Source organism: Aeoliella straminimaris, from assembly GCF_024054565.1.
GTDB classification, from domain to species: domain Bacteria; phylum Planctomycetota; class Planctomycetia; order Pirellulales; family Lacipirellulaceae; genus Aeoliella; species Aeoliella straminimaris.
The window spans coordinates 153439-177840 of record NZ_JAMXLR010000036.1 but is presented as its reverse complement, the minus strand read 5'-3'; the positions used below and the strand labels follow the sequence as shown (position 1 = coordinate 177840).

Here is a 24402-nt window from a genome sequence, read left to right as displayed (position 1 = left end):
TCGTCTTATCGCCTGACTCGTAGATGAAGGATTCGGTCCAGGAGTCGGTGACGCCGGCGGTAGCAGCATCGACCGCATCGCGAGCAGCCAGCGGCCGCAACCGAAGCCGCCACCAGTAGCATAGCCGATTCCGGCTCGGCCACCTGGACTGAGTTGCTGTTGGAATTGAATGAAATGGTGCGACCAAAATTCCGCTTCCAGATATCGTAGTCGCGGGAATCGACAACCTGGTCGTGATTAGCGTCTGCTACTGCATTGGCCCCCGTCTCTCCCAGCCGATTGCGCCATACGGTGTAATCGGCAAGGTCGACAACTCCATCGCCGTTGAAATCGCCCACGGTCTTCGGTCCGCTGAGTAACGTTGGCGTGTAGGCCAGTTCGGGCGTTGCGAAATCGGCGTCCTCTTCCATGGTCCAAGGCAACTGCCAAACGCCGGTGCCGTCGCGATCGGTATAGTAGAATCGCGACTCCGACAGTTCCAGCGGGTTGCCATCGGCCCAAAAGGCGTAGAACTCGGGGTTGGCATTCACCGGTGCCCGAGCGTAGGTATGGTTGTACTGGCCATCGTGCGTCAACTGCCACGTGGCCGTCCAGGAGTCGCCCTGATCGTGGCTGACCCAATTCACCATGTCGCCACCGGTGCCCCAGGGCTGAGGACCGGGCGAGGTGGGCGCGATGATTCGCCAGGCGCCGTCGTCTTCCACGTACAGCGATCCGTGATCGTAGTTGTGGTCGGACGTGAAGATCTCCTTGATCTGCCACTCGCCACCCACATGGTGCGCGATGGTCCACGTCCGCGGATCGCCGGTAGGGCCGGGACGCCAGTTCTCGGAAGTCAAGTACAGCAGAATGGGATTGCCGGTCGAGTCGTAGTCGATGTCCTTCAAGTACACACGTTTGCCCTCGGCAGCGTAGTCGTGCACCAGGGCGTCGTTCGTCACCGTGGTCACCGGCACGGTTAGATTCTGGCCATCGATGTTTTGCCAGGTTTGGCCAAAATCGGCCGTTTGCATGTAGTACAGATTGGTACGGTCGTTCACGTCGCCACCCGGGTGCCGATTGAACGCGGTGCCGACGGTCTGGCCATGCACCTCGCTCACCTGGTACTGACCTCCTTGAATCTGCGCCAGCGTTGGGCGAGTGCTCCAGTCGTGGTCCCAGTTGATTCCATCCGCACTGGTGTTGTACTTCAGGGTCCGCCCGAAGCTGGTGTACTCGGTATGCAGGAACAGAAAGCCCTGCCCTTCCACGTAATGCGGCTGACTGTAGGAGAAGTTGTCGCTCGGCGGCAGCGCCAGCACCTGCTCGAACGAGTCGACGGAATACGGCTCGGTACTGCGATGGATGTAAGCCGGCCGGGCGGTGCCGTGCGAAGCGGAGAAGACGTAGATGTAGCCCTGACCGTCGAGCATGATGGTCGGATTGTCGTGGGCATCGGTGGTTCCCTTGGCCAGCACCTGCGTGGGCCGGACGACTTGCCCCGTCTGGTGATCGTAGTACGACACCATGTGGTACAGATCGCTATTCGTCTCGTTGGTTCCTCCAAAGGTAAAGAACGTCTTGTCGACGTCCTCGGCATAGTACGCTTGGGGCCTCATCTGTTGTGGATAGGTACCGAACCCGCCCGAGTACTTGTAAGCGTACTCTTCGTACTCACCTGACTGCGGTTGATTGGAATACCAAATGCCCCGAAAGCCCGGCACGGGCGGCAGGTCCACATCGTTCGAGCCGCCCGTGATGGCGACCGAGTCGAGCGAGTAGCTCAAGGCATCGCTGCTGCCGTTGGAGACCTTGCCGCCAAAATGCAGGTACGTGCTGGACAAGCTGGGGCTGCGAAAATTCAGGTCTTCGGCCGTGAACTGATGGACGCCGTCGGAGATCGAAGCATCATAGGTCCCCGCCACGGGGTTCAGATCGACCGAAAACGAGTAAGTCACACCGGGCGTCAGCGCCATGCCGGTGTTCACGGCGTTTTGCGGCCCAAAACTGTTATCCAACTGGCGGTCATAGAAGTACCAACTGTCGTGCCCCATCAGCGTGGGGGCCACTCCAATGGTCCAGCTATTGGTCGAAGTGGTCGACGACGACGAGGGCGAGGCGTTTGCGAAGAAGTTGATGCGGTCGAACTGGCTGTTGGCTTCGAAGGGTTCATCCAACCGCCATTGCCAGGAGATCGAGTGGTTGGAAGCCACGTTGAAATCGGGCGTGTTGCCATACTGGCGGATGACGTTGCGATCCGAGCCTGTAAGATCGACCTGGAGGTAGTTGCCACCGCTGGCCGTAAGAGGATTGGTGTTGACTACCGTCGGCGCCCCCGAGGCACCAGGCGACACAGTCCAGGGCGTGGTCCAGCCGCCGCCCGACATGCCGGTGAACGCATCTACCAGGCCGGTGTCGTTGCCGCCATCGAAGTTCAAAGCGTCGGTGCCTGTCGCCGGATTGCCCATGAACATGACAACAAAGCACAGCATGGTCAGGCAGCTACCGGACCAGTGAGTTAAACGTTGATTGGCAAAACAAGCGCGCATGAGTGGGACGTGCCGGTACGGGGAGCAAGATACGGAAGGTGTCAGGTCAATCGGTCAACTGGATCTCATACGGCGGGTTTTCACCTGACTTGACTTCCACGGTCAGTCCGCTGGTTGTAAAGCGCGAATACCGCTCGGGGATAAGCGATTTGCCCAGCGATCCTTCTCCGGCAGTGTCCGCCGTAGCACCCGGCTTCTGATTGGCAAAGCACGTTACTCGCACACTGTTCTCACCAATCGGCGCTCCGCGCCGGCCATCGGTCATCAGTTCGAACGTTCCGTCCGGCTGTATCTGGGCCCGGGCCAGGGAGCCTCCCGCCTTGGGTTGAAACGTGACACTACCAAACTCCAGCGGCTGGCCCTTGTAAGTAACGGTGCCGCTGAACGGGGCGGTCGGTTCGGACTCGCTACACCCCCCACTCAACACCATCGCAGCCATCAGCGCCAAAGTGGTCGCTCTTCTAATCCTTAGGCTATCGCTCACTTACAATCTCACTTCCATCAATGGTTCCACGCGATTGATAGACAACCGGTTCGATATCGTCGGTGACGAAACTAACACTTCCATCCCCATAGAGAGCGTTAATGCCGCCCGAATGGAAGCTTCCCATGGGCAGGTACATGAACTTCACGCCATCGGCCGTTCGATCGACTTCCGAGTTGGGTGTCCAGTCAAGAACTTTCATGCAGTAGGCCGATTGCGAGGAATTGGCGCCAAAGATCCAGGGGCGGACATTTCCGGGAGGATCGGAGTACGAGCCGCTGACCGTGTCGATGTGAACGAACTCCAGAATGGCGTAGGTGTTGGACAACCCATCGACGACCTCGCGGATCTTGCGACCGTCGCCCCATTCGAACATGCCGTTGTAGGGCAGGTGGCCGTGCTGGTCGCCCTTGTGATAGTGCACGTAGGCCCGCCAGGTGCGATCAGGCTTGAACACACCCGCGGCCTGGTCGAGGGTACCGAAGACGCCACCGTTGCCCTGGTAGGTGGTAATGGCCCCATTTTTGTGCTGGATGTTCTGGTCGTCGTACACTTTGGGAAACGACCACTCGGGGCACACGAAGGCCGGCACCTCGACGAATCGGGCTGGCTGCCGGGTATCCCACGGCACCTCCAATTCCATGGAATCGAACAGGTTGTTTCCTTCCAGGAACTGCAGAATATAGCCGAACATGCCCGGCTGCAGGGCATCGTTGTAACCAGGTGCGTCCCCGTCGCTACAGCCTGCCGGAAAATAGCCGTAGGTCGATTCGTAGTTGTGCAGGGCCAATCCTAGCTGCTTCATATTGTTTACACATGCCGTACGGCGGGCGGCCGCGCGGGCCGCTTGCACCGCGGGCAATAGCAGGGCAACGAGAATCCCTATAATCGCAATGACCACAAGCAATTCAACCAGGGTAAATGCGAACCGTGTTTTGTTGGGGCTCTTCTTCATTCTCTCGCAAGCCTTTGCAGAGGTCTTCAGGAAATCTCGCCGCTTACTAGCACGCCACCCGCGGCCTGCGGGCTTCAACGCCGATGTACTCGCCGCCAAATCAACCCCACCAACGGCAACATGCCGAGCAGCATTACGGTGGCCGGCTCGGGCACCGATTGCACTGCACTGAGACTGCCGGCTCCGACGAAGGTCTTGCCGAAGTTGGCTTTCCAGATTGCGTAATCCGCGCTGGTCACGCTGCTGGGGCTAACGTCATTCGGCAGGCCAGAGCCTCCGAGGTTGTTTCTCCAAACCACGTAGTCGGCCAGATCGACAACATCGTCATCGTTGTAGTCGCCCGGCAGGCTGGGGGTGGCGGTGGGGATGTCGCCGTAAACCACGGTGCCCACACGGGGGGTCTCTTCACCCGCCACGGTGTACAGGAACTGCAGGTCTTCGGTTCCCGCCGGCGTAAAGACCTGCCCCAGGGAGGCCATGCGGCCGTACCCAAAGGTGAACGACGATTCGAGGTTGGTTTCCGCCAAGGCGGAGGCGAGAGCCGGCGAAGCATCCCAACCGCTGCCCGCTTCGCCAGAGCTCTCGAGAGTACCCCACCCCCCCGCCGTTAGTTGTTCGCTTTCCGACAGAATGGCGTAGCCCGTCAATTCGGGATCGTTCACAAAGGGCGAGAGATTTCCCATGGCCGCCGAACCATCGGACGGATCGACGAACAACACAAAGTCGTTCACCGGGCCGGTGTATTCGACGATTCCGCGATACACCTGGCCGCCAGTGGTCGTGAAATCGAGCACCAGGTCTTCAGCGGCCGGTGCGGTGCCGACGGAGAACGCCTGCCCCAGCCCGACCGATTCGCTGGTCTCCAGTGTGTAATCGCTGCTCGGTTTGACTTCGGCCACCAACTGGCTGGTGGCCGGGCTGCTCAGCCACCCCGTGCCGGCGACACCGTTGTCGTTGAAGCTCACGGCTCCGCCAGGATTCAAAGAACCGGCCGCCGAGCGAAGGGCATAGCTGGCCACTTCGAAGCCGGGACCAGCGGGATTTTGGATGCTTACTTCGCCGGTAAGGCGATCGACGGAAGCGACCAGCGTGGTGCCCACTTGCAGTTGGGCCGTATTGCCCGACACCACGGCCTGGTACTGAAGTCCCGGTCCCAGCGCCGGCGTGTTGGCCACGACCACTTCCTCGAACATGTTGTCGATGCCATCGGTGGCGGTGACCAGATCCCAAGTCATGCCCAACGTGGGCGTGATGCCCGACACGTCGACCAACAGGGTACCGCTCAAGTCAGCCGAGCCAGCGGTGGTGATGAGTCCATGCGAGTTGCCCGTAATATGGGCGCCAAGGGTTCCCCCGTTCATGAGTATCCCGGCGTCGGCGGACAGCGAGACATTTGGCCCGTACATGTGAAGTTGCCCCACGCTGGACAGTACGGTGCCGATAGTAAGGGCTGCATTGTCCCGCATTTCCAGCACGCTGTCGGCCCTGGCCAGAATAACCGCTCCGGACGAACCGGAACTGACAAAGGTCTCCAGCGACCCCGTCGAGTCGATCAACACCGTCGAGCTATCGACGTTCAACTGTCCCACTCTGGGGGCCGGACTGGAAATCTGAGCCGTGGCGTCGGTGCCGACGTAAGCGGTGTCGCCGGCGGCGATATCGGCGTCGGGAACAAACGCAAAGGTGTCGCCGCCCAGCCAATTCTCGTCGGTATTCCAGTCGGCGATGCCCGTCGTGGGTTGAAAGACGTATTCCGTCTGCGCGCAGGAACGGTTGGCAGATGCGATAAGAGCCACCAGTGTCGTGCACAAGCAGATGTTGCGATAAAACAGACTCATGATGATTTTCACCTGATGACGGATGTGGCTGAAGAGGTAGGAGGTCCGTTGGCTATACCTGGCAGGTCAACTGACACGCCTGGTCCGCGCGAAGGCCACCAAACCGGCGGCCAGCACAGCTAAGGTGACCGTGCCTGGCTCTGGAACCTGAATTGCCTCGATTGTGAATCCCGCGTTGAGGTAGATGTCACGAAATGCGTTGTAGTCCCGTAGGTCGACAATGCCGTTCTGATCCAAGTCGCCTTCCTGGTAGGAGGTGCCCACGAACAGACCATTCACCAAGGCGTCCAGATCGCCCGGATCGATGGCGTTGCTGCCGTTGAAGTCGCCCAGGATGAAGCCTGTGGCCGACGTTACATCGGCCCACGTGTCGCCGATGCGAATCTCGTCGTACTCGGCTCCCACGACGTTGCCGCCGGTGTGCATGCGAACCCCGTTATAGATGTGGTCCACGGCCTCGCTGAGCATCACGTCCCAGGTTTCGGGCTCTGTCGTGGGCACAGTGTCGCCAGGTCCAAACGCGCTGGCGAAGAACTGGTCGTCCCCTTCGGCCGAAGAAACCGCCTTGAACACGAAGAACTGGGTGTCGCCAATGTTCAGGGTCTCGCTGCCCGTTGTCGCCTGGGCTCCCGAATCAAAGAAGATCGTCTCCCCACTGCCAATTCCCATGCGAAGCGCTGCGGTGGTCGTCAGGTTGCTGATCAGGCGGAATTCGGGGGCGTCGCCCGAAGTACCTCCGTCGGCAGCTTTCCGCAACAGAAAGCTGCCAAAGAATTCGTTTCCATCCTGGGTGAAATCAAACGACGTGCCCAACAGACGATTGGCCTCGCCACCCCCCAGGGCGTTGATCCGGTCGCCAACGGGAGTAAACGGGAAGGCCGGGGAAGTAAGACTGATATCGTCGGCAGTCAGGGTGCCGTTAAAGTCCTGATCGTTGTCGGCCCAGCCACCGGCCCAGCCGGTGCCGCCGGCACGATTGTGCAGTAACGAGGATGTATTCGTGTAGTCGAAGCCCTCGTAGGCAACCAAAATCGCTTCGGCGTGGGGTACCGAAACGAAGGCATAGAGAAGCAAGACGCCTGCTAGCTTTGCGCGAATCATTGCATCATCTTTCATGTTGCTTCAAGATTGGCGAAGGATATTCGTGGACATGGTGAAGTACTCTGGAGCTGAAACAGCGATCGTTACAAGCCGGCTTGCTGTCGTCCTTTTCGGGCAACGACCAGTAGTCCTAAGGCAACTACGGTCATGAGCGCTGCTGTCGACGGCTCGGGCACCGAAACCAGCCCCAGGTCGCTCAGACTGCCGCCTTGTTCGAGGTAAATCCTGCGGAACATGGCGAAGTCGGTCAGGTCGACCTGGCCGCTGAAGTCGATGTCGCCCTGTTCGTAGGTGGTGCCGGTAAAGAGGTTGTCCGACAGAATTTGGTAGTCGGCCGGAGTGATTCCATCGATCATGTCGAAGTCGCCAATCAGAAAATTCGGATTGACCGACGTCACGTCCTCCCAGGTGGGGCCGAGCCGCACTTCGTCGAACATGCCGGACGCATTGCTGCCGATCCAGAAGCGAGCGCCATTGATGTTCGCACCGCTGTCAAACGAATACGTGGTGTCGAACACGCCAGGCTCGGACGCGGGGATCGATTCGCTGGAGTCGTACACGGTCAGGCTTGCCGTGTCGCTGCCATCGGCCAGTGCGTCCACTTTGAGGACCAGAAAATACGTGGCGTCGAACGTAATCGGCTCGATGGAGTTCGACGAGGTTCCCAGCCAGAACGAGTCGCCACTGGTACTTCCCATGCGGAGCACTTGGCTGCCCCCCGACATCAGATTGAACTCCTGATTGTCGGAGGAACTGCTATCGCTACCCGACTTCAGCATTAGAAAGCTAGCGTAGAACGTCTGGTCGACCGCCAGGTCGTATCCACCGGCCAGGGGACGGTTGATCGTGTTGTTATTGCCTCCGCTACCGGGTCCGGTGGCAATCAGACTATCCCCCGCAGGCTCAAATGGAAGGTTGGGAAGATCGAGACTCGTCTCGGACTGAGTCAGTGTGAAATCGTCGCCCGGGCCGTCGCCCGCCTCCGTCCAAGGCCCTGCCCAGCCATAACCGCCATCCTGCTCGTTGAGCGGCGAGCCATCGTTGGGGTAGATAAATCCGTCGTAGGCCGTTGGTAGACCATATACGTCACTCGAGAGAAGACTGATGCAAAGAGCGCCGATGAGAGGTACGACTCGATTCATGGTTTTAGCCACTCCTGCAGAAAATCATGTTGTCGTGAGAAGCCGCCTAGAGCAGCAATGCTGCTGACATCTAGTTAATCAGCTGGAAAAGCGTCGTCGAAATCCGTTCACGCGTCCAAAGCAGCATGGACTCAGAAACCGCTGGGATAAGTCAATCAAAGATACCGTCTGTAAGCCGGCTGCCAGCCACACCACAAGGCGTGGGCTTAACTGCCTCGCAGTACTAACGGGCAGACGAACGGAGAATTGATACTAAGAATCTCCAAAATGGCAAAAAAGAATTTGAAGCTCGCACGGCTTGCCGCAGCAAAGATGGCGAATGCGTGCTTTCTTGTCAGAATTTGGTATCAATATGCCAATCAGTTGTCCGTTCTTCTCGTGGAGAGTAGCTATCTAATCCTATTCGCAATAACCTCGGTGCAATACGAGGTATCTCTTCACGAGTGATTCGAGTCAAGAACGTGGATAGTCAACAGGCGCATGACACCAACAAATTGACGGAACAGTTTGTCTCGCTCTTCGCTGAGCATCGCGACGAACTGTTCCGCTTCATCCTTGCACTTCTGCCTAACCGAGCGGACGCAGAAGATGTATTTCAACGTACCAGCGTGGTACTTTGGAGAAAGTTCGGGGACTTTCAGGTGGGCACCAACTTCTACTATTGGGCCGCTCGGGTGGCCCAACTGGAAGTGCGCGACTACTGCAAGGTGCGCGGTCGCGAAAAACTGGTGTTCTGGACGCAGGAGTTGGTGGAACTGGTCGCAGACACGCGCCACGAGCAGCAGGATGTACTGGTCAGCCGGCGGGCACTGCTGAAAGACTGCCTGCAAAAACTGCGGCCCAAGGACCGAGAGCTGCTGGAGTTGCGATATTCGGGACAGACCACCAGCAAGGCACTGGCCGAGTCGCTGGGCAAACCTGCCGTCACGGTTTACAAGTCGCTCGCCCGCATTCGACGCATGCTGTTTGAGTGCGTGGAGCGCAAACTGGCGCCGGATCAAAGAGGTTAGTTCCATGACCATTAACCAGCAACGCAGACTGCTCGCCCAATTCTCCCGGCTGTGCGATAGCCGCTTGACCGAGGAGGAGGGACGCCAACTGGCAATCACCCTGCGAAACAGCGAGGAAGCGAGGATTGCTTATGTGCACTTCCTCGACCTGCACGCTAGTCTCGATCGGGATTCGGCCACCCAGATTACCTCTTTGGCCTCGCTGCCGGGTTTCGACGAGTTGGTGAGGGAAGGATGCCTGGATGGGGCAGTCGCCCTGCCCGAAACGGCCGAGGTTGGCGAAATGCAGTGCCAGTGTGGGCCCAGGTCAAAGTTATCGCTTGTGGGATATCGCCCCAAGCACCGGCGGCTGCAAGAGTTGCTGGCGGCGTCTGCCGTGGCATTGCTGCTGGGATTGGTGTTTTGGAAGCTTCTCGACCAGCCTGGCCCCAGCGCAACTCCGCCCGAATACGTCGCCAGCATTATTTCTGACGCCAACTGCACATGGGACGGCCTGCCAACCGAGTCGGACGAGCAGCCAAAGCTGCGGGCTGGTCAGCAGTTGGCCCTTCTGTCCGGCATCGCCAGGTTGCGATTCAACGACGACACGATCGTACTGATTGAAAGCCCCAGTCGCTTCGACCTGGTATCGCCTTCGTCCATGCGGTTGCACACTGGCACCGTGGCACTGCGAGCGGAGGGCGAGAAGAAAGACTTTACCGTGCTGGCGCCCAATGCATCCATCGTCGATCGGGGCACCAGTTTCGGCGTGCACTGCGGTCCCGACGGAGTGGATGTGGAAGTGTTCGAGGGCAAAGTGGAGGTCATGCCGTCGAATGATGCCAGACGCTCCCAGATGCTGGGACTCGGCGCGTCGGCCCGCATTCGCAGCGAGGATGGCCACGACGGCATCGATATGTTCGCCGCCGACGAAGGCCGGTTCACCGATCTGCTGCAGATGCTGTGGGAAGACATACACGATCGCCGGCCTTACGAGTCCGACGAGGCGGAGGAATCGGACGAATCGGACCCTCATCCGGTGTATCCCTATCAAGAGTTCGATCCTTCGAGGACGGCCCAGGGAATCGACAGTTTCCATGGCGCCAAGAGTGGGCACGGATGGATCACGCCGTGGGTGGCCGCGGGACACCCCATTGGAGAGACCGCGTTCACCGATGCCCTGGTAGGCGAAGGCAATCCCTACCTGCGGCTGCACTTCAACTACGCCCTGGATCGCACCATCGCCCGCGAGTACTGCGCCACCGCAACCTTCGATCCAAACTTGCCACATGTGATCTCCTGGCTCTGGCGTTTCGACGGTCAGGACGAAGACTTCGGCGACAGCTTCCACGACCGCGTCGCCTTCTACGCCAACGACTACTTCCGCTCCAACTCGGCCAGCGACATTTCCTGGTTCATTGGCTGGGCCGGCGACCACGAGAAGGTAGGAAAGCAGCGGAAGACCATTCCCAAACGATGGTTTGTGTTCGATGGCACCAACGGATCGGACTACGGCCCGGAAACCCTGGTGGATACAGGAATGGAGTTGAAGCCCGGCGTTGTCTATCGCATGGCCGTGGTGCTCTATCCCGAGACCAAGCAGTACGACGCTATCATCCAGGACGACAAGCAGACCTTCTACCACCCACGCCTTGGCTATCGAAATCCCTACGGACATTCGTCCCACGTGATCCATTTCAGCGTGGGGGACGATTCGCGAGACGGCGATGCATCGTTCTCGATCGACTCGATCCGGGTGGAACCGCTGCGCCGCGATCTGGTGCCGAAGGATTTGCGGTTCAACGTTCCCGTGGACCCTTCCACGGAAGGCTTCTCCACCTAAACGAGCCTCGGCAACCAATACAATGCTCGCGCCGGCGATGCGTGTTAGAATGTATCGGTAGCGGCAAGCTCCAGGCGGCCGCTGCCGTTTTGGCGGACCAATCCCTTTTCGTGTACTGAATCGCGAGGCCGTTTCGGCTCTTCGCCCTGGGGTCTTACTGATGAGGCAACATCGCTGGCTGGCTGGTGCTCGAATGCTGATGGCAGGCTGGCTGATCTCGGCTTGCTATCCGTGTGCACTGTCGCAGGAAGTGGATGGATTAAGTCGATCGAACATGTCCACGGTGCGATCGCTGACGCTGAACGAAAAGGCTGATGGGTATCGGGGCATCTGGTACAGCATCCGCCAGTCCTGGAAAGGTGCCACCTACAAGTACAGCGGTGGCCTGGGCACCTATCCGGCCAAGCACCAGGAGTTTGCCGTCTACAGCCCCGAAGCCAACAAGACGTTTTTCTGCTTTGGCGGGGCGGCCGAAGACAACGACATCCACCTGCTGCACATGGTGTCGTACTACGACCACGAAACCGGCGTGGTCCCGCGGCCGACCATCTTGCTCGACAAGCAAACCTCCGACGCGCACGACAGCCCCGTCATTTCCTTGGACCAACAGGGCTATATTTGGGTCTTCTCCCCATCGCATGGCCGCGTCAGGTCGAGCTACGTTCATCGCAGCGTCGAGCCCTGGAGTGTCGACAAATTCCAAAGCATTTACCCCTATTACGAGGACAACGGTCGGCGGCGGTTTGTCGACAACTTTTCTTACGTACAGGTGTTCAACACGCCCCAGGCGGGTTTCTCTTGCTTCTTTACCCGTTATGCCGATGAGAGCAACCGCACCAGCTTCTTCATGACCAGCAAGGATGGGGTCACCTGGAACCGCCGCCAACGCCTGGCGGCAATTCAGCAGGGTCACTACCAGGTGGCCGCCGCCACCGAGGGGAAGATCGGCACGATGATGAACTATCATCCCGATGGATCGGGTATCGATGGCAGGACCAACCTGTACTACTTCGAATCGACTGACGCCGGCCAGTCGTGGCATGCCGCTAGCGGTACGCCGGTGTCGCTGCCGCTGCGCGAGGTGCACAACGAAGCGCTGGTGCGCGACTACCAGAGCGAACAGCAGCTCGTGTATCTGAAAGACCTGGTGTTTGACGAGCAAGGCTCGCCAGTTCTGTTGTTCCTTACTAGCCAGCACCCGAGCCAGGGCCCCGACGGCGATCCGCGCACCTGGACCCTGGCCAAGTGGGTCGACAGCCAGTGGAAGTTCTCCGAGGTCACCACCAGCGATCACAACTACGATTGCGGTTCACTCGACATTCGCACCACGCCCTGGAAGTTGATTGCCCCGACCGACCCGGGGCCCTACCCCGGATTTGCTGGGGGCGACATGGTGCAATGGGAAAGCGACGATCGCGGCGACACCTGGCGGCGCGTCCAATCGCTCACCAACGGCTTCGGAGGCAATCACACCTACTGCCGACTGGCGGCCAACGCCCATCCCGATTTCCACGCCCTGTGGGCCGATGGCGACCCAACCAAGATTTCATCCAGCAACATCTACTTCTGCAACGCCGCGGGCGACGTATTCCGTCTGCCCAGCCACATGGACTCCGACTTCGTGAAGCCCGAGAAGATGGAACCAGTCGCTCCCTAGCACGCACTCTGCGGAACACCGGTGGCACGGCAATGTGTTCTGCGGGGCGTCGATCTCGTAGCTGCTAGCAACTTCTGCAGTTCTACCCACTTTCTGTTGCAACCCGCTGGACCTGTCGGTCGATACAGGAGAGGAGGGATTGTCTTTATCGCCCCAAGGGTGCTGGCAGTGGTGTTGCGCCTGGCACTCGAGCGACTGACGCCAAACCAAGGACCAACATGGGCATGGATGCCAAGCTTTTCTCTGTCAGCCGCCGTTGGATCGCAACGCTAGCAATTGCCTGCACCTTTCCTACGCTGGTGACTGCCAACGAAGTGAAGCCGACACCGGTCAAGGTGATCTCGTTCGGCGATCCCATGGCAGTCGACGCCAACCCGCAGCGACGCACAGCTGTGGTGACAGCCGTCGTGCTGTCGCCCGACGGGCAGCGACTGGCGGCCGCGGGCGATGATCACGTCGTGCGGCTGTTCGATGTTCCGACGGCCAAGTGCAGCCATCAACTGCGAGGACACGACGACTGGATTCGCGGTCTCAGCATCTCGTCCGATGGCAAGACCGTGGTTTCGGCGGCCGCCGACTGCTGCTGCACCTCGTGGGATTCGGAGACGGGCGAGAAGCTCTGCACCACGACACCCAGCGCCGGTCCCTTGCGCAGCGTGGTGTTCCATCCCAATGGACTGCAGTTTGCCGCGGCCGGCTATCAATGCTGTGCGCGTATCTTCAACCTCTCTGGCGGCCACCAGTCGATGCAGCTGCAGTCTCCCCGCAACGACTACACCTGCCTGGCGTTTTCGCCCGACGGTGCGACTCTGGCGGTGGGTAGCGCCGACGGAACCCTGCGGCTGTTCGACGCCACAACAGGCCAGTTGCATCACGAGATCCAAGTCGACACTCGGCGTCTTCGCGCGGTGGCCTTCTCCGGTGATGGGCAGAACATCGCCTGCGGCGGCGACGGTGCGACCGTCAAGATATTCAGCGCCACGGCGGGCACGTTGGTGGGGCAGCTGCCGACCCGTCCGGCCAAGGTTTTCTGCTTGAAGTACCTGAAGAACGAACAGCTGGCCGTAGGCGGAAGCGACAACCGCGTGCAAATCTGGCGTCCCGAGGCGCCCTCGCTGGTAAAGATCCTGGAAGGACACACTGGCACGATTACCTCGCTGGCCACCGATGCCACGGGCACGCTTTTGGCCAGCGGCAGCTATGACACCACCATCCGCATCTGGAACCTCAGCGAAACGGCCACGCCGAAGACGGCCGGCGCACCCGCCACGGCTACCAGATAGACGTAAACACTGCTGCACGAAACGCATCGATTCGACCAACGCACAACGCGTGTGGGCACCCCGCTCGCAAGGAGGCATACCGTGGGACTTCTAGACCGGCTGTTTGGCCCCAAAACAACGCCAACCATCGTCACCCCGCGTGAGCGGAACGCCCGCAGATCGGCGCCCATTCGTGGCCAGGTAGAACTGCTCGAACCCCGCCAACTGCTGGCCGCCGACGGACTGGCGCCCGAGGTGCTATTTGGCAGCGTGTACTTTGAGGAGGCCTCGGGCGACGACAGCCAGCCTGACGTGATCGAGGTAACCTTCGTCGGCGGTGCCGAGGGAACCACGCTGAACCGCCTGGTGATCAATGGCGACAAACGGCTCGACGGACTGAACGATGGCGACATCTTCTTCGACACCGAAGCTGGAGGCCTCGGGGCCTTCAAAGCGGTGGGACTTTCGGTGGTCGAGGCCGATGGATTCATTATCGACAGCGTGTCGGTGACCGATGGTGGCACGCAGATTGTATTCACGTTCAGCGGCTTCGATGCCGGCGAGTCGCTGAAGTTCTCGGTCGACGCCGACGAAATGCAGTTTGCCGATCCATCGGGCGACAGCGTGAACTCGCTGGTCGAAGGCGCCGAGTTCGAACGCAGCACCATGACCGGCGAGTTCTCGGCCGTGGGGTATGTCGACCTCACGCTCGAGGCAACCTACTGGGACGCGTTCGACGATCGCCGCGGCACGGCCCAGTCGCAAACGGGCCTCGAACTCGATCTGCCCGACGATGCTTACTCCACCACGCACGATTACACCGACCGCACCGCCGGCGCCGTGGTGCACGATGCGCAGATTCCGCTGGCCACGCTCAGCGGCTGGGTGTACCACGATCGATCGAACGATGGCATCTTCGATCCCGGCAGCGAAGAGGGCATCGGCGGCGTGACGCTCGAACTGCTGGATGCTGCCGGCAACCCGACTGGCATCACCACAGTCACTTCCAGCGAACCGGGCCAGGAGGGGTACTACGAGTTTCGCAATCTCGAAGCCGGCACCTATGGCGTGCGCGAAGTGCAACCGGTCGGTTGGCTCGACGGTATCGACACCCCCGGGTCCCATGGCGGCACCGCCGCGGACGAATCGTCCGGAAGGGTGGACCGTATCACGGGTGCGGTGCTGGCGTATGGCGACGATGGCGTGGAGTACAACTTTGGCGAACTGCTGGTCGGTTCGATCTCGGGCCGCGTCAGCGGTTCGCGGGACGCAGATTGTTACTTCGACGATCCGCAGATGTTGCTCAGCGGCGTGACCATCGACCTGCTGGATGCCGACGGCAATGTGCTCGCCACGACCGTGACAGACGAAAACGGTGAGTACCGCTTCGACGATCTTACCCCCGGCGAGTACCAGATCCGCGAACATCAGCCCGATGGCTACTACGATGGTGGCGAACGCGTTGGTTCGGCGGGGGGCGTCAAATCGGACATCGGCGACATTTACAGCCTGTTTTCCGAGATCCAACTCGGCTCGGGTGTCGACGCCACGGACTACTTTTTCTGCGAGCACATCGGTCCCTCGCTTTCGGGTTGGGTCTATCACGACCGCTCGAACGACGGCATCTTCGACACGGGCACCGAAGAGGGCATCGGCAACGTGCTGGTCGAACTGCTGGACGCCAACGGCCAGCCAACCGGCATCACGACGATCACCTCGACCGAGACCGGCAAAGTCGGCTACTACGAGTTCACCAACCTGGCGCCCGGCACTTACGGGGTGCGCGAGTACCAGCCAACAGGTTGGATCGACGGCATCGACACCGCCGGCACCCACAGCGGCGTTGCCGCCAGCGAACTCTCGGGCCCCGTCGATCGCATCACCGGCGCGGTCTTGGCCTTCGGCGACGTGGCGCAACAGTACAACTTCGGCGAGTTGCTGCCGGGCTCGATCGCTGGTCGCGTGACTGGTTCCACCGATGGCGAGTGCCACTTCGACGATCCCGAACTGCTGCTCGAAGGCGTGCAGATCGATCTGCTGGACGAGTACGGTCAGGTAGTTGCCACCACGTTTACCGATGTGAATGGCGAGTACCAGTTCACTGAGTTGCTGCCTGGCGTGTACGAGGTGTACGAGCATCAGCCCGAAGGATACCTGAACGGCGGTCGCCGGGTCGGTTCGCTGGGCGGGGAGAAGACCGGCACCGACAATCTGTCGCAGATCGTCGTTGGCTCCGACATGCATGGCGTGAACTACGATTTCTGTGAGCACACGCCCGGCTCGATCGCCGGTTTTGTGATGGCCTCCACCGGTCCGGATTGCGACTTCGACAATCCCGAGATCCTGCTCGAAGGCGTGCAGATCGACCTGTTCGACGCCGCCGGCACACTGCTTGCCACTACCTATACCGATGCCCAAGGTCGCTACCGCTTCGATGGGCTCGATGCCGGTGAGTACCTGGTTCGCGAGCACCAACCCGCGGGCTACTTCGATGGCGAGGAACGCGTCGGCACCGCGGGCGGCACCCGGGTTGCCCCCGACGACATTGCCAGCATTCAACTCGCTGCCAGTCAGGACGCGGTGAACTACGACTTCTGCGAACACGTGGGAGTGTCGCTCAGCGGCTGGGTGTACCACGATCGCTCGAACGATGGCATCTTCGACCGCGGCAGTGAAGTGGGTATCGGGCAAGTGACGCTCAAGCTGCTCGACGCCGATGGCAACGATACCGGACGCCGGGCCGTGACCAATGACCAGGGGTATTACGAATTCACCGACCTGGAATCCGGCACCTACAGCGTGATGGAGATTCATCCCACCGGTTGGCTCGACGGCATCGACACGCCGGGCAACCTGGGTGGTGTATCGCAGCCCTCGCCTCCGGGAGACATGATCAGCCAGATCACGATCGCCTTCGGCCAGTCGGGCTCGGAGTACAACTTTGGCGAACTGCTGCCCGGTAGCATTCGTGGCCAGGTGCACGTCGACACCGATGGCGACTGCATCGCCAAAGAAGGCGAGCCGGTCATTCCCGGTGTGCAGATCGACCTGCTGGACGAGCAGGGCAACGTGCTCGAAACCACCTACACCGACGAGAACGGCGAGTACGTTTTCGACAATCTGCGGCCGGGCCACTACACCGTCTACGAACACCAGCCCATCGAGTACTTCAACGGTGGCTATCACATTGGTTCGGGTGGCGGCTCGTATTTCGGCATCGACACCATGGGCGACATCCCACTCGGCTCCGACGAGCATTTGGTGGAATACGACTTCTGCGAGATTCCGCCCGCCAAGCTCTCGGGCTACGTGTTTATCGATGGCGAGCCCATCCTGGTGTCGGGCAGCCTGCCCGACGACCTGTGGGACTTTAAAGACGGGGTCCGCACCCCCGACGATCGCCCGCTTGCCGGGGTGGTGCTGGAACTTCGCAACGGGGCATCGGGCGATCCCATCTTCGGCGACGAGGCCCTGTCGGGATACTATGGCGACGGGCCGATTCGCACCGTGACCGACGCCAATGGCTACTACGAGTTTGCTGGCCTGCCCGCCGGCACATACGCCGTGGTGGAGGTGCACCCCGACGGGTTGATCGACAGCATCGACACCGAAGGGTCACTGGGTGGTCTGGTGGTGAACGCCGGCAACCCACTGCATGAGCAGCAAATTGAAAAGACCGTCGAGCAGCAGGCAGCCATCGAGCAGATGCGGGCTCGGTTTGGCAATGACATCATCTTCCGAGTGCCGCTCCAGCCGGGACAGCACTCGGTGGAGAACAACTTCAGCGAAGTCGAAACACGCACCTTCTGGCTGCCGCCAGAAACTCCGCCGCCGGAGAAGCCGCCCGTGTTCACGACGCCAACCATCCAGGTGACGACGCCGCTGTACCCGCTGATCGCTCCGGAAAAGCCAGACTTAGTGCACTATGGCGGCTCCAGTAATCTGCCGGGCTACACCTGGCACCTGAGCTTGGTTAATGCCGGCTTCCCACGATCCACGCCTGTGGAGGGACAAGCCCTGATGCACCTTACGGCCACTCAGATGAATGCCACCTGGCAGGAGACCGAGATGGACCAGGCCGTGTGGACGTTGGGCGAAGACGAAGTGGCTCTCGACGCCGATGGCACCAGCCAGCTCATCTTCGGTCATCCCCGCGGCATCCCCGTGGTGGGCGACTGGGATGGCGATGGTGTGGATGAAATCGGCGTGTTCATCGATGGCCACTGGTACCTCGACCTGAACGGCAACGGCCGCTGGGACGCAGGCGACATCATGGCCGAACTGGGCGACGCCAACGACCTGCCGGCAACCGGCGATTGGGACGGCGACGGCAAGACCGACATTGCCATCTTTGGTCCCGTGTGGATGGGCGATCCGCTGGCCATCGAGAACGAACCGGGCCTGCCCGATATCGCGAACAATCCCGGCCCACTGGCACCCAAGGCGAAGAACGTGCCGCCCGAAGTGGATGAAGCAACCACTGGCAGCCGCACCTTGCAGCGCACCCGACAGGGCAAACCTCGCAGGGATCTGATCGACCACGTGTTCCACTACGGAACGTCCGAAGACAAACCAGTAACCGGCGACTGGAATGGCGACGGCATTGCCACCATCGGCGTCTTCCGCGGCGGGGTGTGGACACTCGATGTGGACGGCGATGGCCATCTCACCGACAGCGACCTGACCGTCGAGTTCGGCGGCCCCGGCATTCCGGTGGTGGGCGACTGGGACGGCGACGGCATCGACGACCTGGCGGTGTTCGCCGACGGGCAGTGGACCATCGACTCCGACGGCAATCGCGAACTGGACGCCGTGGACCGCGTGTTCGAGATGGGCACCGCCGGCGACCGCCCCGTGGCCGGCGACTGGAATGGCGACGGAGTGGACGAGCCAGCCGTCTACACACCAAGTGCCGAAACGCCGCCCCCCCGCGAGGCTGCCTGATAACGCGCCGATGCGCTCCCGCTCGCGGGAGCGTCGGGCTGATTCATCTGAGTGTCAGCTGGCCGAAACTTGCAGGGAGGGATACGCCTCGACTGCCGGTGTGCGATGGTCAGCTGCGCCCCGATCTTCAACGCCTTGGCGTTTCCGCAACTGCGAGGGGTGTCGTTGCGTGGCAGCGACCACGGCAAGTTCTCATCGGATGCATCATCGAGCGGGTGTTACATCCTCGGCAAATGGACACACTGGCAAACCTGCAGCGCGGGTTGCGATGACGGCGCTGTTGGACGCCACCGCGTGAGACTTGGTTGGTGGGGCGAACACGATAACCGGATCAATCCTCGTTCCGTCCGCATGGTAAACAACTTTGGTGATCCAATCGGAATCATCAATAAACACTTGCTGCAACTTACCGCTGGCGATACTCCTGACATGTATCGACTCGCCTTGATTGGCTGGATCATTCTTGCGTAGCCAATCTGTGGTCGCTGCTACGGCGAAGACCACTCGGCCGCGTGTCTGAAAGTTCCATGCTCTCGTTGCGAGCAACAAAGACAATCCATGCCCTGAGGGCCATATACACGACAACGCCATTAAGCAGATGCCAAAGGAAGTGACTGCCAAAAGGCCATGGCACAATCCAGTCGACCGACCTGGCAATTATCGCAAGCGCGAATACACATGCCGCTCCCACTAGCAGATAGGGTTCACGGCTGCTCTTTCTGACCCACAAAACTCCCAGCGTCAACATCGCCAAAACCGAGGGAAAATAGAACAAGGAACCGTTAAGTGGTGCGTGTAGCGGTAAGAGAGCGAACGACGATCCAACTACACCGACAACGATAACCGTGGAGGAGACTCGGCTCAGGTCGAGCATCCTATTTGATACCAGCCAGAGAAAGAAGACCTGAAAAAGGGCGATGGGTACGATGTCGAGCCACATGGTGAAATGGTTAGGCACCGAGTGGAAGTAGAAACTCCCAGAACCGATCACGACGGCCAACGATACCAGCGCGAGGGTTGTGTGCGTGGTGGCACGCCGGCGGTCTGCAAAACGCCAGGCAAGGAGAGCCGCGATCAGGAATGAAGCATTCGTGATCGCATTCAAGGGCTCGGCCCAGAACGCCGGGCTACCCGAGCGCTCGCGATAGATCCAGAGTAGTACGGCGGAGACGTTGAAGAAGATTGACATCGTTTGACCTCTGCGCATTAGTCTCTACAAAATGAAAGAGTGGTTCTCGTCGACGATTCCAAACGCCAATCCAGGTGTCGCTTGCAACGTCCAAGCATCCAATCCCAAGCACTGTCACTTTCTGCCTGACAGGCCTGCGATAATCACATGTAACCACCGCTGTTATCGTTGTGGACTCTTCGCCACCGAGGGCCGTTACGCCTGCGGCCCTCGGTCAACAGCGCAGCGATGGAGTCGGAGAAGAACATACCGCGAGGCGACACGGTGTAAGCGTGTTGGCTATCGAGCAATAGCTTCTCTTCCACCAGAACGGATAACTCATCCTGGTATCTTTTCCACGCGGACGTACCAAAGTTTTCTGAGAAACGCCCTTTGTCAATTCGCAGCGAGGCCAGACGCCGAGTGAAATGGAGCAACTCCAGATCTTGTTGTTCATACTGGAAATATCGATTCCAGATCGTTCGCTCTGAATGAATGGCCTGTAGATACTCTGCTGAACTCTCCGGATTCATTGTTTTTAGCGCATACTGCGAGTCGGGCGCAGCTGAATAGGAAATCCCAGCGGGGCCGAAGCCGAGCACCTGGCAATGACCGGATTCATAACTGATCGGCTCGTAGCGGTAGCGTCGAGGATCGTCGGCAAGTTCACTGCGTTCGAAGTTGGTAAGCGACGTTTGCCGATAACCGTTGTCCAGCAAGATCTCTCGGAGTTCCAGCCAGTTGTCTGCAGCCTTTTCATTGCTGGGCAGCGATGACAGCAATGGCTCGTCACGAGACCAGATGGTGCCAAGCCCTCGAAACATGACCAAATGATAAAGACAGATCTGGTCTAAGCCGATGTCGACTGCCTGTCGAACATCATCGCACATCTCCACCTGTTGCTGCCCGGGGAGATTGAATAGTAGATCGCCACTAGCGGTCATGTTCCGCTGGTGCGCGGCCTCAACAACCGAGGCAAACACCGATGGACGGCCAAACGCCAATCGCCCCATCTGCTCCAGGCGGGGTTCGGAAAATGTCTGTATCCCCATGCTGATACGAAAGTGCCGCGATGGCAGTTCCTCCTGCATCACGTCGATAAGCAGTGGCCGCCCCCGCAGGAAATTGATCGGCACCCCCTCGAGCGATACTTCAGCGACCGTCAGGTCAAACGCACCGGCAAGCGTTTGAGCCAGCAGGCGAAACGGCTCTGGCGGCGTCAGGTTTGCAGTGCCACCACCAAGGTAGAGACCAGAAACTCGGGCGTTCTCCAGGTCAGGCTGAGTTGAGAGCCGTTGATGGACTTCTTTTACCACGGCTCTTGCTACAGCAGAGCTTTTGAGAGTACTGAATGTTTCATGAGGGAATGTGCAGAACCCGCAGCCACGGATTTTCGGGTTGCAGAATGGGTGGGGGAGCACACCAACAAGCAGTTCATTCCCTTCCTGTCGCGGCAACTCGAAGGCTGCATCGCCGTTAGCTGCGCGACTCCTTGTTTCCTGGTCGGCATAGGGCATGGCTGCAGCGAGTGGATACCCATGTAGCAAGCGGTGCCGCTGTGGCCGGGACATGAATTTGATCAGTCGAGCTCGGAGCTGCTGTTTTGCGGTTGTAGTGGCGATCGCCATGGAAAGGCTCCCCTCAAGTGAATGTGAGTTTGCCCATCGTAAAGCGATTGGCGTGCCAACCATGCTGCTCGTGCCGTAAGTTGTTTTCTGGAAATCAGTTACGCTGCTTCTCCCATTGAGTCGAACTTGCCTACAGACGGAGGCCGTAGTACATTGCGTGAACCCTATTGCTACATTCCCTGCACCACAGGAGTCTGAAGTGGCACTATTAGCTTCGAGCGACTGGCGGGTTGCTGTGGCGATCGCAGAGATCGGGTACGCGAATCCGTTCTTACCCGAGCGGATTGAGTTGGAGCAGGAAGCACTTGGTAAGTCGTTCACTCATTCGCAGCCGTTCCTGCAGTATCGCCCAGACTGCTCGGTGAGCGACATGTTTCCCAATGCACCTGCCCTGCGTCAACGCAGCGAGCAGCTTCTGGAAAAAATGCGCGGAAAGCTAATCGCACATGAACCAGCGACGGAACGTGAGCTGGAGGTCTATGAAAACCTCGCGATTTATCAGCTTTATGCTCGGTACATGAGTACCACTCTCGATCTACCCGCCGTTCGCTTCCGCAACCGGCCCGAAGATGACATCCTCAATTGCTACGATGCTTTTGCTGGGGACTACCATTGGTTTCTCGAACTACCAGAGAAGAGACTTCCTTCTAATTTGGATCGTGATGTGATCTTCGCAGGCCTGTTTCAAGTAGAGCGAGCCTTTTTCCACATCTTTCGACATATCGTTGGCGCTTCCATGCCTGCTGCTCGACTGCGAGCTGCAATTTGGCAGTCCATCTTTACCCATGACATGCGGCGCTACCTCAGTGCGCTACACCGATTCATGGGCGACATCCCCACACTGATCACTGGACCATCAGGCACCGGCAAGGAGCTAGTCGCCCAATCCATCGCCTATTCGCGTTTTTTTGAGTTTGACTCAAAGAACCGACGATTCGTAACTAACTATGCAGACTGCTTCGTGGGACTTAACTTGACGGCAATTTCGCCGACGTTGATTGAATCAGAGTTGTTCGGTCACGCCAAAGGAGCATTTACTGACGCAAAGACGGAGCGGCGAGGCTATCTGGATGAATCCGAGTGCCCACGGTGGGGGACGGTCTTTCTGGATGAGATTGGCGATCTCGACGCGCAGCTACAGGTCAAGCTTCTTCGAGTCTTGCAGAGTCGTGAGTTTCAACGTGTTGGCGACTCGACGCCACGTAAGTTTGTAGGCAAAATCATCGCGGCCACCAATCGAGACTTGGCGGCCGAAATGGAAGCCGGACGGTTCCGGGAAGACTTTTACTACCGCTTATGTGCGGATCGTATCGAGACGCCTTCACTCCGCGTACAACTCCAAGAGTCACCTGAGGACATCGCAAACTTCGTGCGATTCATTGCCACACGCCAGCTTCCCGAACTTCCGGAAGAAGCAAGCCGACTCACGGACGAGGTTGTCATCTGGGTTAGCAAGAACCTCGGCAAGGACTATGCCTGGCCTGGTAACATCCGAGAGTTGGAACAATGCGTAAGAAGCATCATGATCCGGGGGAACTACGTTCCATCGGGGCGAAAGACGCCAACCGAACAGGCACCTGTGGCAAGGTTCCTTAAGAGTGTCGAAGACGGCGATTTCAGTCGTGACGAATTACTCTCCGCTTACTTCTCACTCGTCTACTCTAGATCAGGAAGTTATCGCGCGGCCGGTAGAAGACTCGGGGTTGACTGGCGTACGGTCAAGGAAATAGTGGATTCCGACCTTGCTCGAGAATTTGCCGAGTGACGGCAGGAGCGTCGATGAATTTCTCGCTTTGGCGTCAGTACAGATAGCGGTGTGTAGCCACGTCCGTTAACTCGCGTCGGTCGCGACGACCTCTGCACGGATCATGTGCTCGGTCAGGGGCTCCTGGAGCCCGTTGAGAGTTTTCCCACCTGAGAACGGTGCAGTTCACTTCAGCAGGTTCGAGAAGACCGAAGTCTGCCGCAGCTTCATCGTCCTGGGCTGCGAACGTTTCGCATCTTTGCCGCCTGCGCGATTCTACTGGCGGCAAAAACACGAGGAGACTGCCGATTGCGTCGCGTGGCGCTGCTCAGCTCGCCTTGAGTTTTTCGATCTCTTCCTTGGCGGCCGCAATTTGCATCTCGTACTGCTTTACCTCGTCGGGGTCGTCCATCTGCTGCTTGGCGCCGGCGAGTTGCTGCTCCAGCGTCTTCAGCTTCTTCCGCAACACTTCGATTCGCTTCTTAGCTTTCTTGTCCATTTTCTCCGTCTACCTGTGGTTGCGCGGCGGGTACGTCTTCCATCGTTTTGGGCACCTTGGGGAACGACCTGAGGGTGGCGCCCAGTACAAAAACCAGCAGCGCCGCCGAGATCGCCAGCGTGAGCCACTTCTGAATGTTCGACTGCATCTTCACGGCCGCAGACGACTTGCCGGCCGTGCTGGCGGCCACGAAGAATACGAACAGCGCCAGCAGGAACTTGATACCGAACACCATATGATAGGCCATCGGCAACTTCTCGTACGCCGACATGATGTTGAACAGGTTGAAGAACCCGCTGAACACCAGCAGCGTGGTGGTGAGCATCACGAGCCCGGCCCAGGTGCCGCGTCGTCCTCGGTACAGTGCTTCGTTGGTATCGTCGGCCCCTTCGGCCAGCGGCGCTACGACCTTCTTCAGATAAACCAAGCCGCCCAATAGCACCGCGGCACTGGCCGTATGCACGACTCGGGTTGCCAACAGGATGAACCACGCCGTGTCGAAAGCGGGTGCGGGGGAATCAGCCACGATCAGTCCGTCGGTGAACAATGCAAATCTTCCCGTTTGGCGTACAAAACGTGTGGTGTGGAAGCGCCGCGGCGCAGCGGCCAACTCGTCCCCC

17 protein-coding genes are annotated in these 24402 nt (G+C 59.4%); 7 read left to right on the top strand and 10 right to left on the bottom strand.

The annotated features are described in order from the left end of the window. Positions 1 to 5: 5 nt before the first annotated feature. The 6 genes from NG895_RS10095 to NG895_RS10070 form a co-directional block, all read right to left on the bottom strand. Positions 6 to 2471, bottom strand: coding sequence for a BNR-4 repeat-containing protein (locus NG895_RS10095; protein ID WP_252852362.1), 2466 nt, complete (start codon positions 2469 to 2471; stop codon positions 6 to 8). 103 nt (positions 2472 to 2574) lie between these two features. Beyond that, the gene (locus tag NG895_RS10090) at positions 2575 to 2976 is read right to left on the bottom strand and encodes a hypothetical protein (protein ID WP_252852361.1); all 402 of its coding nucleotides are present in this window, start codon (positions 2974 to 2976) and stop codon (positions 2575 to 2577) included. A gap of 25 nt (positions 2977 to 3001) precedes the next feature. Continuing rightward, positions 3002 to 3967 (bottom strand): DUF1559 domain-containing protein, encoded by a 966-nt coding sequence (locus NG895_RS10085; protein WP_252852360.1) that lies wholly within the window; start codon positions 3965 to 3967, stop codon positions 3002 to 3004. Positions 3968 to 4041: 74 nt separating this feature from the next. Next, a complete protein-coding gene (locus NG895_RS10080; RefSeq protein WP_252852359.1) occupies positions 4042 to 5805 on the bottom strand; it encodes a PEP-CTERM sorting domain-containing protein in 1764 nt (587 codons plus the stop codon). A 66-nt stretch (positions 5806 to 5871) separates the two neighbouring features. After that, the gene (locus tag NG895_RS10075) at positions 5872 to 6906 is read right to left on the bottom strand and encodes a PEP-CTERM sorting domain-containing protein (protein ID WP_252852358.1); all 1035 of its coding nucleotides are present in this window, start codon (positions 6904 to 6906) and stop codon (positions 5872 to 5874) included. Positions 6907 to 6989: 83 nt separating this feature from the next. Beyond that, positions 6990 to 8048, bottom strand: coding sequence for a PEP-CTERM sorting domain-containing protein (locus NG895_RS10070; RefSeq protein WP_252852357.1), 1059 nt, complete (start codon positions 8046 to 8048; stop codon positions 6990 to 6992). Between the two features lie 461 nt (positions 8049 to 8509). On the opposite strand from NG895_RS10070, the gene NG895_RS10065 reads away from it, so the two are divergent. The 6 genes from NG895_RS10065 to NG895_RS10040 all read left to right on the top strand — a co-directional run bounded on the left by NG895_RS10065 (position 8510) and on the right by NG895_RS10040 (position 19214). Beyond that, entirely contained in the window at positions 8510 to 9058 is a 549-nt protein-coding gene (locus NG895_RS10065; protein ID WP_252852356.1) for a sigma-70 family RNA polymerase sigma factor, read from the top strand. Positions 9059 to 9062: 4 nt separating this feature from the next. Continuing rightward, on the top strand, positions 9063 to 10880 hold the full coding sequence (locus NG895_RS10060; RefSeq protein WP_252852355.1) for a FecR family protein: 1818 nt from the start codon (positions 9063 to 9065) through the stop codon (positions 10878 to 10880). 160 nt (positions 10881 to 11040) lie between these two features. Continuing rightward, positions 11041 to 12537, top strand: coding sequence for a BNR-4 repeat-containing protein (locus NG895_RS10055; protein WP_252852354.1), 1497 nt, complete (start codon positions 11041 to 11043; stop codon positions 12535 to 12537). Between the two features lie 224 nt (positions 12538 to 12761). Continuing rightward, positions 12762 to 13820, top strand: a complete 1059-nt coding sequence (locus NG895_RS10050; RefSeq protein WP_252852353.1) for a WD40 repeat domain-containing protein — start codon at positions 12762 to 12764, stop codon at positions 13818 to 13820. Positions 13821 to 13901: 81 nt separating this feature from the next. Further along, on the top strand, positions 13902 to 18743 hold the full coding sequence (locus tag NG895_RS10045) for an SdrD B-like domain-containing protein (protein WP_252852352.1): 4842 nt from the start codon (positions 13902 to 13904) through the stop codon (positions 18741 to 18743). A 105-nt stretch (positions 18744 to 18848) separates the two neighbouring features. Beyond that, positions 18849 to 19214: a hypothetical protein gene (locus tag NG895_RS10040; RefSeq protein ID WP_252852351.1), complete on the top strand. Its 366-nt coding sequence runs from the start codon at positions 18849 to 18851 to the stop codon at positions 19212 to 19214. Here the strand turns inward: NG895_RS10040 and NG895_RS10035 are convergent. Next, positions 19201 to 19932, bottom strand: coding sequence for a ceramidase domain-containing protein (locus tag NG895_RS10035; RefSeq protein WP_252852350.1), 732 nt, complete (start codon positions 19930 to 19932; stop codon positions 19201 to 19203). The genes NG895_RS10040 and NG895_RS10035 overlap by 14 nt on opposite strands. Before the next feature lie 143 nt (positions 19933 to 20075). Further along, positions 20076 to 21227 (bottom strand): hypothetical protein, encoded by a 1152-nt coding sequence (locus NG895_RS10030; protein WP_252852349.1) that lies wholly within the window; start codon positions 21225 to 21227, stop codon positions 20076 to 20078. A gap of 511 nt (positions 21228 to 21738) precedes the next feature. Between NG895_RS10030 and NG895_RS30575 the strand changes: the two genes are divergently transcribed. Then, positions 21739 to 23304 carry a sigma 54-interacting transcriptional regulator gene (locus tag NG895_RS30575; protein ID WP_252852348.1) on the top strand — a complete coding sequence of 522 codons (1566 nt, stop codon included), beginning with the start codon at positions 21739 to 21741 and terminating at the stop codon, positions 23302 to 23304. A gap of 307 nt (positions 23305 to 23611) precedes the next feature. On the opposite strand, the gene NG895_RS10020 is transcribed toward NG895_RS30575, so the two are convergent. Next, positions 23612 to 23782: a hypothetical protein gene (locus tag NG895_RS10020; protein ID WP_252852347.1), complete on the bottom strand. Its 171-nt coding sequence runs from the start codon at positions 23780 to 23782 to the stop codon at positions 23612 to 23614. After that, positions 23766 to 24308, bottom strand: a complete 543-nt coding sequence (locus NG895_RS10015; RefSeq protein ID WP_252852346.1) for a hypothetical protein — start codon at positions 24306 to 24308, stop codon at positions 23766 to 23768. Before NG895_RS10015 ends, NG895_RS10020 begins: the two co-directional genes overlap by 17 nt. Positions 24309 to 24402: the final 94 nt, after the last annotated feature.